General features: G+C 43.1%; 12 protein-coding genes. 8 read left to right on the forward strand and 4 right to left on the reverse strand.

What is annotated here, in order from left to right; genetic code table 11:
- Window positions 1-104: 104 nt before the first annotated feature.
- Window positions 105-758, forward strand: a complete 654-nt coding sequence (locus ACK4EX_RS10750; protein ID WP_409772655.1) for a T9SS type A sorting domain-containing protein — start codon at window positions 105-107, stop codon at window positions 756-758.
- Window positions 759-1,084: 326 nt separating this feature from the next.
- On the opposite strand, the gene ACK4EX_RS10755 is transcribed toward ACK4EX_RS10750, so the two are convergent.
- From ACK4EX_RS10755 to ACK4EX_RS10765, 3 genes are read right to left on the reverse strand one after another with little or no spacing between them, the layout of a single operon-like run.
- Window positions 1,085-1,597 carry a TlpA family protein disulfide reductase gene (locus ACK4EX_RS10755; RefSeq protein ID WP_409772657.1) on the reverse strand — a complete coding sequence of 171 codons (513 nt, stop codon included), beginning with the start codon at window positions 1,595-1,597 and terminating at the stop codon, window positions 1,085-1,087.
- 6 nt (window positions 1,598-1,603) lie between these two features.
- On the reverse strand, window positions 1,604-2,002 hold the full coding sequence (locus tag ACK4EX_RS10760; protein ID WP_409772659.1) for a hypothetical protein: 399 nt from the start codon (window positions 2,000-2,002) through the stop codon (window positions 1,604-1,606).
- A 21-nt stretch (window positions 2,003-2,023) separates the two neighbouring features.
- Window positions 2,024-3,388: a TIGR00366 family protein gene (locus ACK4EX_RS10765; protein WP_409772661.1), complete on the reverse strand. Its 1,365-nt coding sequence runs from the start codon at window positions 3,386-3,388 to the stop codon at window positions 2,024-2,026.
- Window positions 3,389-3,486: 98 nt separating this feature from the next.
- Here ACK4EX_RS10765 and ACK4EX_RS10770 point away from each other — a divergent pair, with 98 nt between their 5' ends.
- Both ACK4EX_RS10770 and ACK4EX_RS10775 read left to right on the forward strand, forming a co-directional pair.
- Entirely contained in the window at window positions 3,487-6,108 is a 2,622-nt protein-coding gene (locus ACK4EX_RS10770; RefSeq protein ID WP_409772663.1) for a cation-translocating P-type ATPase, read from the forward strand.
- A 101-nt stretch (window positions 6,109-6,209) separates the two neighbouring features.
- A complete protein-coding gene (locus ACK4EX_RS10775) occupies window positions 6,210-6,851 on the forward strand; it encodes a protein-L-isoaspartate(D-aspartate) O-methyltransferase (RefSeq protein WP_409772665.1) in 642 nt (213 codons plus the stop codon).
- A 15-nt stretch (window positions 6,852-6,866) separates the two neighbouring features.
- On the opposite strand, the gene ACK4EX_RS10780 is transcribed toward ACK4EX_RS10775, so the two are convergent.
- Window positions 6,867-8,246, reverse strand: a complete 1,380-nt coding sequence (locus ACK4EX_RS10780) for an SLC13 family permease (RefSeq protein ID WP_409772668.1) — start codon at window positions 8,244-8,246, stop codon at window positions 6,867-6,869.
- 183 nt (window positions 8,247-8,429) lie between these two features.
- On the opposite strand from ACK4EX_RS10780, the gene ACK4EX_RS10785 reads away from it, so the two are divergent.
- Genes ACK4EX_RS10785 through ACK4EX_RS10805 form a run of 5 tightly spaced genes read left to right on the forward strand, consistent with a single transcriptional unit; the run spans window position 8,430 to window position 15,291 of the window.
- A complete protein-coding gene (locus ACK4EX_RS10785; RefSeq protein ID WP_307718667.1) occupies window positions 8,430-9,683 on the forward strand; it encodes a c-type cytochrome in 1,254 nt (417 codons plus the stop codon).
- Window positions 9,684-9,701: 18 nt separating this feature from the next.
- Entirely contained in the window at window positions 9,702-12,752 is a 3,051-nt protein-coding gene (locus ACK4EX_RS10790) for a TAT-variant-translocated molybdopterin oxidoreductase (protein ID WP_409772671.1), read from the forward strand.
- A 23-nt stretch (window positions 12,753-12,775) separates the two neighbouring features.
- A complete protein-coding gene (gene nrfD, locus ACK4EX_RS10795) occupies window positions 12,776-14,179 on the forward strand; it encodes an NrfD/PsrC family molybdoenzyme membrane anchor subunit (RefSeq protein WP_124397244.1) in 1,404 nt (467 codons plus the stop codon).
- Window positions 14,151-14,714: a DUF3341 domain-containing protein gene (locus ACK4EX_RS10800; RefSeq protein WP_409772674.1), complete on the forward strand. Its 564-nt coding sequence runs from the start codon at window positions 14,151-14,153 to the stop codon at window positions 14,712-14,714. Before nrfD ends, ACK4EX_RS10800 begins: the two co-directional genes overlap by 29 nt.
- Before the next feature lies 1 nt (window position 14,715).
- Window positions 14,716-15,291: a c-type cytochrome gene (locus tag ACK4EX_RS10805; protein ID WP_409772677.1), complete on the forward strand. Its 576-nt coding sequence runs from the start codon at window positions 14,716-14,718 to the stop codon at window positions 15,289-15,291.

Consider the following 15,291-nt stretch of genomic DNA (forward strand, 5'->3'; position numbering starts at 1 on the left):
GGTAACATTTGCTTTACCTTTGTTTTTCAAGAAAATAAATGATGAAAAAGATATTACATAGTTTTTTAGCATCTGTCTGTTTGCTTTTTACACAAGCGCAGTCTTTGCAGATTGTTAGTTTTGATTCGGTAGTGATGGGTAATGCTTTCAATAGCGATGATATTTACGCTAAAGCTGCAATTAAGAACGTTTCTTCGTCAGCTAAAGTAGTAAAGGTAAAGCGCTATTACAATGTAAATAATGCTTTGGTAGACAGCAATGCTATTTGCTGGGGTTTTTGTTTTGAGCCTAAGGTGAGTATAAGCCCAATTGGAATAAGTATTGCAGCCGGAGCTACCAACAGCGTTGATTTTTCAGGTCATGTGTACCCTGATAAGGATGGAGTGGCACGCTCAGGTCAGATAATGTATACTTTTTTTGTGGATGAGAGCCCTAATGACTCAGTATCTATTCTCGTTACATTTGAGGTGACTCCAACCTTTAGCGTCGCAAAGTTTCTAACTGGCAGTCGAATAGGTAGTCTTTATCCGAATCCTGCGAGTGAGTTTGTAGAATTGCTGTTGGAGCTTAAGGGGTACGAACAGGCTAAAATTGCTTTTACCGACATTACAGGAAGGATCGTTAAAGCTGTTCAGCTGTCGAGCGCTGAAGCTGTGCACAGAATCAGCGTGCAGGACCTTAAGCCCGGGGTATATCTCTACACAGTTTATATAAATGATAAGGCTGAAGTGACTCGACGATTGACTATACGTAGATAATTACAAATTTCGTTGATTAATCCTGCATGATTTATATCTGTAAGATATGTTGATTCAATTGTAGTCAATTGAATATCAAGAGTTTTTCAATTTAAGGGATTGACTTTTCTCAAAATCAAGGTTTTGAACCCTTCTTTCGAGGTTCTATGATTGCCAGATTGATCTTATAAATGGATAACTTTTTTACGACCGTAGTAAAAAGAATTGTACGGGATAAGAGAAATGTTCGCGTTTGAAGTCAGCTACTGCTTCCATCTCTGGGCAAGCCTGATCAGCTGACTCTCAGGCAGGCTGCAAGTGACACATCACTTATTTATAACTAAAGACTAAAGAGAGCCGTCTTTAGCTACTTTGCGAATGAGGGTGAATAGCTTGTCTTCGTCGCCGGGAATGTAGCCCGTGTGTTGCCAGAGCACTTCCCCTTTGCCATTGAGCAGAAAGGTGTGAGGGATGTTGTTGACGTTCATGGCACGACGTAAATCGGAATTTTCGTCGATGTAGATGTCGTATTCCCACATTTGGCCTTTGACAAAGGGCTTTACGCGGGTAGCATTACGGGGGTCGTCGATGGAGATGGCAATTAGCTTGACGCCGGTTTCGGCTTGCCACTCTTCATAAACTTCTTTAATGGCATTGAGCTCAGTGACGCAGGGTTTACACCATGTAGCCCAGAAGCTGAGTATAATGGGTGCATCGCCGTTTTGTATTACATCGGTAGATGTAACGGTTTGGCCGCTTAGGCTTTTAATTTCGACAGTAGGTATTTTTTTGAAGTTGCCGGATTGGGCGAAGGTTGTAATAGTAAAGCAAAAGACGATGGCTGAGAGAAGGTGTTTCATTTTTGATTAGGATATAGGATTTAGAACTACACTATATATGGTAATAGAGTTTGGATCGCGGCCGTAGTAGAGTTTTTCGATGGCTTCGAGTATGTCTTTAGCACGGAAGTAGGACGTGTGCAATTCGTTTTCGCCGGTAATTGTCCATTGGATGGTATAAGAATTTTCTTTCGTTCGATAGTTTTTTACGTAATCGAGCATTTTCACAAGGCAATCTTTTTTGTCAATGCCTTCGGTGCTGTGGAACAGGAAGCTTTGGTTATGACGAGGGTTGATGGTGATTACGTAGAGTTTTACGTGGCCATTGCGCTCTTTGTATTCGAAGATAATGCTGGTATTACCGAGATTCAGATAGCTTTCAATTTCTTTTTGTAACCTGGCTACTTCCAGATTGATGTCGTCCATAGTCAAAAGGGATTTTTTGAATTAAAACAACAAAAGTATGCCAAGAGAAAATACGAATAAGCCTGTGAGCATTATAAAAAATGAGTAGCCTATAAGGTCAGAGGCTTTAATACGGGTGATGTAGAGCAATGGAATTGCCCAGAAAGGCTGAAGCATATTGGTAAGCTGATCGCCGTAGGCAAAGCTGAGAATGGTTTTTTCAGGCGCTATGCCGAGCAGCGACCCTGCTTCGAGGATGATTGGACCTTGTACTGCCCATTGCCCTCCGCCACTGGGAATGAGTAAGTTAACAAGCGAGGAGCTTATAAATACGGTCAACGGGAAGAGATTTTGGTCAGCGAGCGATACAAACCACTGAGTAAGGTCATGTGTGAGGCCACTGTAGCGCAGCAGACCAATAATGCCGAAATAAAAGGGAAAGAGCAATAAAACGCCAGAAGCACTTTGCACAGCACGGTCGATGGAGAGCATGTATGCTCTAAGGCTGCCATGCAGCAAGAGACCTAAAGCCAGCAGAAGGGTTATAACTACATTGGGAGTAAAAAAATTAAGACTTGTTTCAATAGCAACTCTGCTAAACAGATAAAAGATAAGCAATGCAGCTGTGGTGATTGCGGGCCAGCGCTGAAATTCGAGCACTTCAGCCCCTGAGGCTTTTTCACCGTCAAGTTCAATGTCTGGTTGGAGTGGGGGAATGTTAAATGGAGTTGAATTCGTAGGAAAGCGAAGAGCCAAAAGTGCTATGAGAGCGAGTATGCTGATACTGGCTAAGAGTGTTATTAATGAATTATGTAGGCTGAAAATAGTGTCTGTCACAGCTACCGCATCCGGCAAAGAGACGTTTGCTGATACTAAGCTTTTGAGGTGTCCGCTCTCGGCTGCTTTTAGTGGAGCAGAGCCCGATAGCCCTCCATGCCAGATCATCATACCCGAGTAACCGGCTGCACCAAGCAGTGGATAGTTAAAGACAATCTGGCGTCGCTGCAGAGAGTGGCCCAAAAGGCGCACATAGATTGCACCAGCTACAAGTCCAAGGCCCCAGTTGAGCCACGATGCGGCCATTGATACAGTGCCGGCCAATATGGTTGCCTGCAAGCCCGAAGAAGGGACTTCAGCAATTTTTTTCAAGTATTGATACACTCGAGGGCTTATGGCTATAGAATAGCCAAAGACCAAAATCAGAATCATCTGTAGCGTAAAAATCATGAGATTGCCGTCCCAAAAACCCTTTTGCCAGTGTTCTAAAGTTGTGATGAAACCGCCTATATTTAGACCGTTATTGCTTAAAGCAGCAATAAAAGCTACCGCTGTAATGACAAATGCTAATCCGAACTGACCAGGTATTATTTTGTGAAAAAGCCTTTCAGCCAACACATTCGACCGCATCGTAGCTAGGATTTTTGTGTTAATTTTCTGCAAAACAAATTATTATCATGATTTAAAAAAAAAATTCATCGCTTCTTAATGCCACAAAAAGTAAATCGATGAAACCCTATCAAGCAGATATTGGCGAAATTTTCAGAGAATTTGGCACAAGTGAGCAAGGTTTATCTCATGCTGATGTAATTGAACGGTTAGAAAAATTTGGATACAACGAGTTGCCTGAGATGGATCGCGTACCAGCATGGAAGCGCTTTTTGGCCCAGTTTCACAACTCATTGATTTATGTGTTGCTGGCTTCTTCTGTACTTACTGCTTTGCTTCAAGATTGGCTCGATACTGGTATCATCTTAGGTGTGGTCGTCATCAATGCTATTGTGGGCTTTGCTCAGGAAGGCAAAGCCGAAAAGGCTCTTGAATCCATTCGAAAAATGGTGAAATACGAAGCTACTGTGGTGCGCGGAGGGCTGATTAAAAATGTAGATAGCAGGGAGTTAGTACCCGGCGATGTGGTGATACTGAAATCAGGCCAGCGGGCAACTGCAGATATTCGATTGTTTGAGAGCCACTCCCTGAAAATGGAAGAAGCAATTTTGACAGGCGAATCGGTGCCTGTAGAAAAGCACACACAACCTCTTGAGGGCGATATGCTGCCTGGCGATCAAAAAAATATGGTTTTTTCGGGCACTTATGCCACATTTGGCAGAGGTAAGGGGGTAGTAGTAGCTACAGGTGCTAACACGCAATTGGGCCAAATCAGCACTTTGCTCACTGATATTTCGAAAAGCACAACACCGTTACTTCAGAAAATTGAGGATTTTTCAAAAAAATTGTCCTTCTTTATACTGGCCACGTCTATTTTGTTTGGAGTCTTCTCCTGGTATCTACATCGCTTTGGGCTTCAAGACATCTTGGTTAATATAATTGGAATCATTGTAGCTGCCATACCCGAGGGTTTGCCTGCTATTATTACCATCACCCTTGCACTTGGGGTCCAACAGATGGCGCAGAACAAAGCGATAGTGCGCAAACTTCCTGCTGTAGAGACCTTAGGATCAGTAACCGATATCTGCTCAGATAAAACTGGCACACTTACCAAAAACGAAATGACCGTGTTAGAAGTAATCACTGATGCAGAAACCATTTCTTTCGACGGCTCAGGTTACGACATCAAGGGAGCTGTAACCGGCAATATTGACCATCCGGCGGTGCGTGATGCATTTCTAATTTTCGATCAATGCAACGATGCCCAAATTCGTTTTGAATCTGATCAGACAATTTTAAATGGAGATCCTACTGAACTTGCCCTGAAAGTTATGGTGCTAAAAGCTGGGATACATCTGCCGGCGTTAGAGCGTTTGGCCACTATTCCCTTCGAATCAGCCCACAAGTACATGGCCGTAAAAGTGAAAGATGGGGATTCCATTAAGCTGCTGGTAAAAGGGGCACCAGAAAAAATTTTAGCGCTTTCAAATCTTTCGGAAGAATCAAAGGCCAAACTCAGTGCGGTGTTTAATCAAAAAGCGTCAAATGGCTATCGGCTGATAGCAGCTGCATGGAAAGAACTAATGGACCAGAGTCGCACCCTCCCGGAGGGCGAAGTAGCAAATCTCATCTTTGCAGGTATTGCCTGCATCATTGACCCACCTCGGCCCGAAGCTGCAGAAGCGATTGCAAAATGCCATCAGGCGGGTATCACAATAAAAATGATTACCGGCGACCATATCGAAACTGCGGGAGCTATAGCTAAGAGCCTTGGCCTGAAAAATCCGGAGAGTAAAATCGACGGCCAAAGCCTTGAAAAACTCACTGATGAAGAATGGAAGAAAGTGGCAATGGAATACAACGTCTTTGCACGTACTACTCCATGGCACAAGCTCAAGCTGGTAGAGGCCCTGCAGTCACAGCAGAGAATCGTAGCCATGACAGGCGATGGCGTAAATGATGCCCCGGCACTTAAAAAAGCAGATATCGGTGTAGCTATGGGCATTAAAGGTACTCAAGTAACCAAAGATGTTGCGGACATTATACTCACCGATGACAACTTTGTGACGATCTCTAATGCAGTAAGATTGGGTAGAGGCATTTTTGATAACATCCGAAAAGCCATAATCTTTATACTGCCTACCAATGCTGCTGAGGCACTCTCGATTTTGGTGGCTCTTGTTGTAGGTGGCACCTTGCCAATATCAGCTCCCCAAATTTTATGGATAAACATGGTAACAGCGGTTACCCTGGCCATTTCACTCGCCTTCGAACCTGCTGAGGAGAATGTGATGAAACGTCCGCCTCGCAAACCCGCAAAACCTATCCTCGATGCCTATTTGGTGTGGCGTATCTTCTTTGTTGGAGCTGTGTTGGCTGCTATTGTCTATACCTTGTTTTACTATGCAATTTTTACGTACAATTCTCTTGAATTAGGACGTACTATAGCTGTTAATGCCTTGGTGGCTGGTGAATTATTCTATTTGCTCAACTGCAAACACATTCGACACAATGTATTCTCTAGGGATTTTTTCAACAACAAGCACGTTTTTAGAGCCATTGGCACATTAGTGCTCTTGCAAATTGCATTCACATACCTGCCCGTTTTTCAGAAAATATTTCGCACGGTGCCATTAGAAATGTATCACTTTGCCCTTGTTTCAGCCGGTGGTCTATTGTTGTTTTTAATTGTTGAGCTTGAAAAATTTATAGTAATTCGAGCATTTAGAATAGGAAAATAGTTTTCACAAAGCTTTTTCAGCTTGTTATTTACAATGTTGAAAAATAAGCTTTGAACCATTCAACAAATTGTAACTTATTTTGAAGCTGGGATATCCTTACAATGATAGATACTGAACGGCATAAAGGAAAACGCAGACTGCTACTCGATTCTTTAAGGGAAAAAGGTATCTGGTGCGAGCGAACACTCGAGGCAATGATGAAGGTGCCGCGCCACGTTTTCCTTGACTCGAGCCTTGAAGACCTTGCCTACAGCGACCAGGCACTGCCTATAGCTGCCGGGCAAACCATCAGCCAGCCATTCACAGTCGCTTTTCAAACGATGCACCTCGACATACAGGCAGGCGATAAAGTGCTCGAGATTGGTACAGGATCGGGTTATCAGGCTGCCGTTCTCTTTCACATGGGCGCTAAAGTCTTTACCATTGAGCGCCAACTTGAGTTGTTTAATTTTTCAAAACTCATTCTCACCAAACTTGGAATCAGATATACAGGGAAGTATGGTGATGGCAACGAAGGTATGCCGGCATATGCTCCATTTGACAAGATTATTGTAACAGCCGGTGCGTCGCGTATTCCTCCGCAACTCCTCCACCAGCTCAAGCCCGGTGGACGGCTCATCATTCCAATTGGCGAAGGCGTTCAAAAAATGACCTTGATATACAAAAAGTCTGATAAAATCTACACTGCAAAGGCGTTGGGCGATTTCAGGTTCGTACCTCTGTTAGAAGATAAAACTGTTTAATAGCCCCTTTTAATTTCATAAAGATAAGAATAGCAGCATGCTGAAAAGAAGGATACTGACCGCATTGAGCAATAGCCCTGCCTTCATCATTGTCATCATTCGAATTTTTCCTGAACCAAAAGCCACTGCATTGGGCGGGGTAGCAATCGGCAGCATAAATGCGCAGCTCGACGCCATTGCCACCGACATACCCGTGTAAAAAAAGATGCGCTTATCGCCGGAAGCCAAAGCCGCAACTACAGGCATCATCAGCCCTGTGAGTGCTACGTTTGACATAAATTCCGTAGAAAACACTGTAAAAGCTACTACTAATACTGTCAGCAACACTTTTGAAGACCCCGATTGCTTAAAAAAGTCGCTTATTATAGCTGAAAGTCCTGTTTTTTCGAACATTGACGCCATTGTGAGTCCGGCACCAAATAGCAAGAGAATACCCCAGGACAATTCTTTTGTGTCTTGCCATTCAAGCAATCTCGGGGATAATTTATTGCCTGATGGCAGCATGAACAGTACGACAGCACCAGCTATAGCTGTGGATGTGTCGTTTAGCACAGCTACTTCAATAAATGGAGCGATAAACCACAGCAAAGCAACGATCGAAAAAATAATCAAAACCCGCTTTTGAGCCCTATTCATCTTAGGTAGCCTTTTATAATCAGCCCTTATCCGTTCGCGAATTTCTTCTTTAAAAAGCTTTTTATCGCCAGGTACTAATATTATATATAAGATGATGAGCAACAGAACACTTAAAGGAAAACCAATTAAAAACCAGTCGATGAAACGGATGGTTTGATGAAACGTTTCATTGAAAAACCCTGAAAAAACAAGATTGGGAGGTGTACCTATTAAGGTAGCTATACCGCCGATGTTTGCCGAAAAAGCGATGGTTAAAAAAATTTTTTCTTCATCGCGATCTGCTATGGGCATTTGTGAACGAATAGTCGAAACAAGTGCAGTGGCTAATGGCAGCATCATAATAGCGGTGGCTGTGTTGCTCATCCACATGCTCAAAAAGTAAGAGGATAAGGTAATTGCCAAAAAAACCGATGGAAGATTCTTATTGAAATTTGACAAAAGCCACAAAGCAAGTCTTTTGTGAATGTCCCATTTCTCCACGGCCAAAGCCAACAAAAAGCCACCAAAAAACAGGTAAATCACAGGATTGGAGTAATTAGTTGTCACCTCTTTAAGTGATGCTACTCCAAACAGAGGTAAAACTACAATGGGTAGCAGAGCAGTGACGGAGTAATGTACCACTTGATTTGTCCACCATAGCAGCATCCATACAAATAAAGAAATAACCACTGACTGTGCGGAAGAAAGATGACCCTGAAGAAGGGCGTAAACAATACCAAAACCCAAAAAACCTGCCCAAATATTTAACAAATTCTTCATCGTAAAAGATAATAAATCAACATTGCAAGATTGCGCTAAAACCCTGATTTAAAAAAAGACAACCAATTTGTTTAGACTGATTTTAAATTGTAAAAGCCAAATTAAACCTGCAACGAAAAAAAATAGTTAAGAATATAAATTTGCCAGCAGAGTATTAATGTACCGAAAGACATTATGAAAATTATGAAAACAAGTTTTAACAGGCTCAATATGTTGCTGTTGGTAGCAATGATGCTGTGGAGTAGCCTGTCTTTGTTTGCACAAGACGGCGCAGCAAATTTGCCTGGCGATCCGGAGTTAGGAAAGAAGCTTTTTAATGCTCAGTGTGCCGCCTGTCATAAGCTTGATAAGAAGTTGGTAGGTCCGGCAATGGCTGGAGTGACAGAGCGCAGATCACAAGAGTGGCTTATCAAATGGATCAGAAACAACGCAGAACTTCGGGCAAGTGGCGATAGAGATGCGATAGCCATCTACGAAGAGTACAACAGATCAGCAATGCCCGCCTTCCCGTTGCTGTCAGATCAAGATATTCTCAACATTCTGGCATACACCATAGTTGGCGACAAGCCAGCTGCAGCTCCTGCCGCTGATCAGGGCGCGCCTGCAACTGGTGTGGCTCAGCCAAAAGAAGGATTAAACATTTGGGTATTGGTAGCCCTTTCCTCTTTCCTTCTTGTTTTGCTGCTCATTCTTGTTAAAGTTAAGAACACCCTTAAAGTTATAAAAGGTGAAGAACCCACCAGCGTTTTGGAGGATTTTTCAAAAGGTGTTCAAGTAGCGGTCAAGAATCAAAAGCTAATAGTTTTCCTCACCATTGTTGTCTCTGTATTTCTTTTAAAAGAGCTGTACTGGGGGCTGATGTCTATCGGTGTAGAGCAAGGATATATGCCAGAGCAGCCAATAGCCTTCTCTCACAAGATTCACGCCGGCGACAATGGCATTGATTGTAAGTATTGCCACTACGGTGCTGAAAAGGGCAAGCATTCGAATATTCCTTCAGCCATGCTGTGCATGAACTGCCATACATACATTCAAGAAGGTCCTAAATACGGTACAAAAGAGATCGATAAAATCTACGCGGCTGTAGGATTCGACAGAGAATCAAACTCTTACATTCCAGGCTACGAGCAAAAGCCTGTAAAATGGGTGCGCGTTCACAATCTTCCCGACCTTGCCTATTTTAATCACGCTCAGCATGTAAATGTTGCCGGGCTTGAATGCCAGACATGTCACGGACCCGTGCAGGAAATGGAGGTACTTTATCAATATTCAGAGCTCACTATGGGCTGGTGCATAAATTGTCACAGAGAAACAGAAATCAATGTTGAAAACGGTTACTACAAAGACTTACACGACAAGCTGAAGGAAAAATACAAGTCTAAAAAGGTAACCGCTGAAATGATTGGCGGTCTGGAATGTGGTAAGTGTCATTACTAAAAAATTTAAGGCTACATCATGGCATCTAATAAAAAGTACTGGAAATCAGAAGAAGAGCTTCATAATCCCTCACTTGTAGAAAATCTTGCGGCCAATGAATTTCCGAATAGCACAGAATCCCTCTTTGCCGCTTCAGAAAAATTGTTGAATGCTACAACCACCACAAGGCGTGACTTTTTAAAATATCTTGGTTTTAGTACCGCTGCTGCTACACTTGCTGCTTGTGAAGCGCCTGTGATTGAATCTATTCCCTACGTCACAGCTCCCGATAAACTCGTTCCGGGTATAGCTACATATTTTGCTTCGCTCTACGACGATGGAAATGACTATGCAGCTATACTGGTGAAAACCCGAGAGGGAAGACCTATAAAATTCGAACCCAATAAGGACGCCAAGATAAATTCAGGTACTAACGCCCGCGTGCAGGCGGCCGTACTCAACCTGTACGACGGCACACGTCTTAGAAATCCAAAAAAAGACGGCAACGACATCGATTGGGATCAGTTTGACAGAGAGATAGTTGATGGCATTAAAAAAGCCGCTGACGCCGGAAGGATCTTTGCATTAGTCACACCTACCATCAATAGCCCTGCTACCCGTTCTTTGATTGAAAAATACAGGAGCACATACAACAACTTTACACATATTGAAATTGATGCCTTTTCAGCATCAAAAGCTCTGGATGCATGGGAACAGGCAACTGGTGTTCGCAAGTTTCCGTTGTACCATCTCGACAAGGCTGATGTAGTTGTTTCTTTTGGCTGCGATTTTCTTAACGGAATTCATGGTCAGTCTGTGGAATCTGACTATGCTTCCAGAAGAATTCCTGGTCCAGAGATGTCAAAGCATATCCAGATCGAAGCCAACATGTCGCTAACCGGTGCTAATGCTGATAAGCGCATCAAACTTAAGGCTTCTGAAAACACAGCAGCATTACTTGCACTATACAATGCCATTGCAAAAAAATTAGGCGCTGAGAGCGTTAAAACCGTCTCTACATCCATTGACGGAGAAATAGGAAAAATTGCTGAACTTCTTGTTTCTAAAAAAGGTAAATCTTTAGTTTTAAACGGATACAACGACAAGGAAGCAGAAATGGTGGCCATAGCCATCAACATGCTGCTCGAAAACTTTGGATCTACACTTTCAAAGTCGCAATACAACAACCTCCGCACCGGAGATGACAAAAAGTTTATACAGCTGGTTGAAAATATGGAAAAAGGCCAGGTAGGTGCGGTGATTTTTGCTGGTGTAAATCCTGCTTATAACAAGATCAATGCAGGCAGGCTGAAAAACGCCTTGGCTAAGGTGCCGACTACAGTGTGCTTTGCTGATAAGATGCACGAGACTGCTTCAATAGTGCAGTATGTAGGCGCAGCCAATCACATGTGCGAATCTTGGGGCGATGGTTCACCATGTACCGGCATTACGCACTTTATGCAGCCTACCATAAACAATTTGTTCAATACCCGTCAGTGGCAGCAGTGCCTATTGAGCTGGCTGGGACAAGACCCAAATTACTACGCGTATCTCAAGTCTTTTTATTCAAACTACAATTTCAATGAAGTTCTGCACGACGGCTATTACATTTCCAGCGAAACGGCTTCAATCAATATCAATCTTTCTCCGGTTGCATTAGCATCAGTCGTTCTCCCAAAAGCCGCTTCTAACGGATTGGAATTAGTCGTTTACCAGAAAACATCACTTGGTACCGGCGAACTCGCCAACAACCCATGGCTTCAGGAAATGCCTGACCCCATCACGCGTGCATCTTGGGACAATTATGTGACTATGAGCCGCACAGATGCAGAAAAGTTGGGCGTTATTAACCGAAATGTTTCGAATGGTGCCCTTAATGGCAGTTATGTGACCTTAACATACGGCGATGTAAAACTTGAAAAAGTGCCTGTGATCATTCAGCCCGGTCAGGCCGAAGGCACAATCGGATTAGCCGTAGGTTATGGTCGCACAGGCATGGGCAAGGTGGCTGATGGTGTGGGAGTAAATGCCTATGCTCTGACTGGAACTGAGCATTATCTTACAGGTGTAATTATAGAAAAAGCTGAAGGCGAGCATGAATTTGCATGTGTGCAGCTACATCATACTATGATGGGCCGCAACATTGTAAAAGAAGTTTCTCTTGAAGATTACATCAATAAACCCGCTCAAGACGGAGGCAACGGTTGGAATGAAAAGCCAAAATTTGAAACTTATAAAGGCCCGTTAACTGCTAAAGAGACCAATCTCTGGACAGAATTTGACCATGAAACCGGTCATTTCTGGAACATGTCGATCGACCTAAACCTGTGTACAGGATGTGGTGCATGCGTTATCGCCTGTCATGCCGAAAATAATGTGCCCGTTGTAGGTAAAAAAGAGGTTCGGGTATCTCGCGACATGCACTGGCTGCGCATTGACAGATACTATTCGAGCGATATGACTGAGGAACTTGCAGAGGAGAAAGGTCTCTCTGCTATTAAGAAGTTTGAGGAAATGGAAAAACCCTCAGACAATCCTCAGGTAGTTTTCCAACCTGTGATGTGCCAGCACTGTAACCATGCACCTTGCGAAACCGTTTGCCCGGTAGCCGCCACAACCCACAGTGCCGAAGGTCTGAACCACATGACTTACAACAGATGTATAGGTACGCGCTACTGTGCTAACAACTGTCCGTATAAAGTTCGTCGCTTTAACTGGTTCTTGTACAGCGAAAATCCTGAACAATTTGAAATAAACTACGCAATGAACGACGATCTGGGTAAGATGGTACTCAATCCAGATGTTACCCTTCGTTCACGTGGTGTAATGGAGAAGTGCTCTTTCTGCATTCAAAGAATTCAGCTTGGCAAGCTGCAGGCAAAGAAAGAAGGCAGAAAAATTATGGACGGCGAAATTCAAACAGCTTGTATGAGCGCTTGCAGCACTGGTGCCATTGTATTTGGTGATGCCAACGACAAAGAAAGCCATGTAGCTGCACTCAAAGCTGATAAGAGAATGTACCACCTTCTCGAAGAGGTTGGAACCAATCCATCAGTCTTCTATCAGACTAAAGTCAGAAATCTTGTTTAACAATTGTAACGCGAAGAGGAAATATGCACTACGAATCATCCATTAGAGAACCTCTTATCTTAGGTGATAAGACCTATCACGATATTACAGTAGAGGTTGCTCGTCCAGTAGAAACGAAAGCTCCAAAATCCTGGTGGATCGTTTTTTCAATTTCTTTGTTTGCCTTCCTGTGGGGCGTCGGATGCATTCTCTACACCATTGGTACAGGTATCGGTGTATGGGGGCTCAATAAAACGGTAGGTTGGGCCTGGGACATCACCAACTTCGTATGGTGGGTTGGTATTGGTCACGCAGGTACGTTGATTTCTGCAGTTCTGTTGTTATTCCGCCAGAAATGGAGAATGTCTATTAACCGTTCAGCTGAGGCTATGACAATTTTTTCAGTCATACAGGCTGCGCTCTTCCCAGGAATCCACATGGGTAGAATATGGTTAGCCTATTTTGTATTCCCCATTCCTAACCAGTTTGGACCGCTCTGGGTGAATTTCAATTCACCACTTCTTTGGGATGTATTTGCAATTTCTACCTATTTTACAGTTTCGCTTGTCTTCTGGTACACAGGATTGATTCCAGATTTTGCGATGCTGAGAGATAGAGCTGTTCGTCCAGTTCAAAAGCATATTTACAGCATCCTGAGCTTCGGATGGGGCGGAACGGCAAAGAGCTGGCAACGTTTTGAGGAGGTTTCGCTTGTACTTGCCGGTCTTGCTACCCCTCTTGTGCTTTCAGTACACACCATAGTGTCTATGGACTTTGCCACCTCCGTAATTCCGGGTTGGCACACCACTATCTTCCCACCCTATTTCGTAGCCGGTGCTATTTTCTCAGGTTTTGCAATGGTGCAAACACTGCTCATCATTATGCGTAAGATGTTCAAAATGGAGCACTACATTACTATTCAGCATATCGAGCTCATGAACATCATCATAATGATCACAGGCTCTATCGTGGGTATAGCTTACATCACAGAGCTCTTTATCGCCTGGTACTCAGGGGTTGAATACGAACAATATGCCTTCTTAAACCGCGCTACCGGCCCTTATTGGTGGGCATATTGGAGCATGATGACATGCAATGTGATCTCTCCACAAGTAATGTGGTTCAAAAAAATCAGAACGAGCCTGATTGCTTCTTTCATCATTTCAATAGTTGTAAATATCGGGATGTGGTTTGAGCGCTTTGTAATTATTGTAACGTCTCTGCACAGAGACTACTTACCCTCCTCTTGGACCATGTTTAGCCCCACATTTGTCGATATTGGTATATTTATAGGCACAATTGGATTCTTTTTCGTTCTATTTTTATTATACGCCCGTACATTCCCCGTAATTGCTCAGGCAGAATTGAAAACTATTTTGAAATCTTCATCTGAAAAGTATAAAAAATCTCACCTGAAGTATGAGCACAGCCACACAGACACACACTAAAACAATCGTATCAGCTTTGTTTGACGATGACGATGTTCTGCTTCATGCCGTAAAAAAGCTGAGAGGCAAGGGCTATTACATCAGAGAAGCATATACACCCTTTCCAGTTCATGGCCTTGACCATGCCATGGGATTAAAGCCTACAAATATTGGTACAGCGGCCTTCTTTTATGGTTTAATGGGTTTGTCGCTGGCTATCTGGCTTACCTATTATACCATGATCCATGACTGGCCAATGAATATTGGTGGAAAGCCTAGTTTTACATGGGGCAAAAACATGCCAGCTTTTGTACCGGTAATGTTTGAGCTTACTGTGTTTTTCGCTTCGCATCTCATGGTGTGGACATTCTTTGCTGTAAATGGATTATTTCCCGGACGTAAAGCCATTAACCCAGATCCACGCACCACTGACGATAAATTTATGATTGAAGTGGAAGCTAATGGAGATACCGATGCAATTATTGAGCTTTTGAAAAATGAAGGTGCTATTGAAATCAATAAAAAGGAAGAAGAAACCAATGGAAATCACCACTAAAATGAGGACTGCACTCAAACTTTTGATTGCAGGTGGACTTTTAATAACTGTATCTTGTAAAAGAGATCCCTCTCAACCGGGGAGAGAATATATGCCAAACATGTACAGGGTGGCTTCTTACAAGACTTATGAACCAAATCCAAATTTTAAAGATAGCCTGGGTGCTCGCCCTATAGTGCATGGTACTGTTCCACGAGGCTATTTCGTGTACGACGCACCAAATACTCCCGAAGCCTATGAAGCCTCTTTAAAAATCACAGAGTTTCCAGAAAGATACAAGACTATTTCTGAAAAAGATTTTGAAGAAGGTAAAAGGCAATTTAATATTTATTGTGCTGTTTGTCATGGTGAAAAAGGCGATGGCAATGGAGTGCTTGTAGAAAAAGGCAAATTTGCAGGAGTACCTTCGTATTCATCAGCCAGCAGGCCCGGACTCACTCCTATGTCAATTTACCACGTAATTACCCACGGGAAAGGCGTCATGGGCTCTCACGCAGCTCAAGTATTGCCGCACGACCGCTGGAAAGTGGTTCACTATGTCTTACATCTTAGAAAAGAACTTGACAACAATAACTAA

It is taken from the genome of Thermaurantimonas sp. (assembly GCF_046299575.1).
GTDB lineage: Bacteria > Bacteroidota > Bacteroidia > Flavobacteriales > Schleiferiaceae > Thermaurantimonas.

What these genes read in the sequence shown, in the direction of transcription:
- ACK4EX_RS10755 (WP_409772657.1), bottom strand. Translation starts at nt 1,597, where the DNA reads ATGAAACACCTTCTCTCAGCCATCGTCTTTTGCTTTACTATTACAACC.
- ACK4EX_RS10760 (WP_409772659.1), bottom strand. Translation starts at nt 2,002, where the DNA reads ATGGACGACATCAATCTGGAAGTAGCCAGGTTACAAAAAGAAATTGAA.
- ACK4EX_RS10765 (WP_409772661.1), bottom strand. Translation starts at nt 3,388, where the DNA reads ATGCGGTCGAATGTGTTGGCTGAAAGGCTTTTTCACAAAATAATACCT.
- ACK4EX_RS10770 (WP_409772663.1), top strand. Translation starts at nt 3,487, where the DNA reads ATGAAACCCTATCAAGCAGATATTGGCGAAATTTTCAGAGAATTTGGC.
- ACK4EX_RS10775 (WP_409772665.1), top strand. Translation starts at nt 6,210, where the DNA reads ATGATAGATACTGAACGGCATAAAGGAAAACGCAGACTGCTACTCGAT.
- ACK4EX_RS10780 (WP_409772668.1), bottom strand. Translation starts at nt 8,246, where the DNA reads ATGAAGAATTTGTTAAATATTTGGGCAGGTTTTTTGGGTTTTGGTATT.
- ACK4EX_RS10785 (WP_307718667.1), top strand. Translation starts at nt 8,430, where the DNA reads ATGAAAACAAGTTTTAACAGGCTCAATATGTTGCTGTTGGTAGCAATG.
- ACK4EX_RS10790 (WP_409772671.1), top strand. Translation starts at nt 9,702, where the DNA reads ATGGCATCTAATAAAAAGTACTGGAAATCAGAAGAAGAGCTTCATAAT.
- nrfD (WP_124397244.1), top strand. Translation starts at nt 12,776, where the DNA reads ATGCACTACGAATCATCCATTAGAGAACCTCTTATCTTAGGTGATAAG.
- ACK4EX_RS10800 (WP_409772674.1), top strand. Translation starts at nt 14,151, where the DNA reads ATGAGCACAGCCACACAGACACACACTAAAACAATCGTATCAGCTTTG.
- ACK4EX_RS10805 (WP_409772677.1), top strand. Translation starts at nt 14,716, where the DNA reads ATGAGGACTGCACTCAAACTTTTGATTGCAGGTGGACTTTTAATAACT.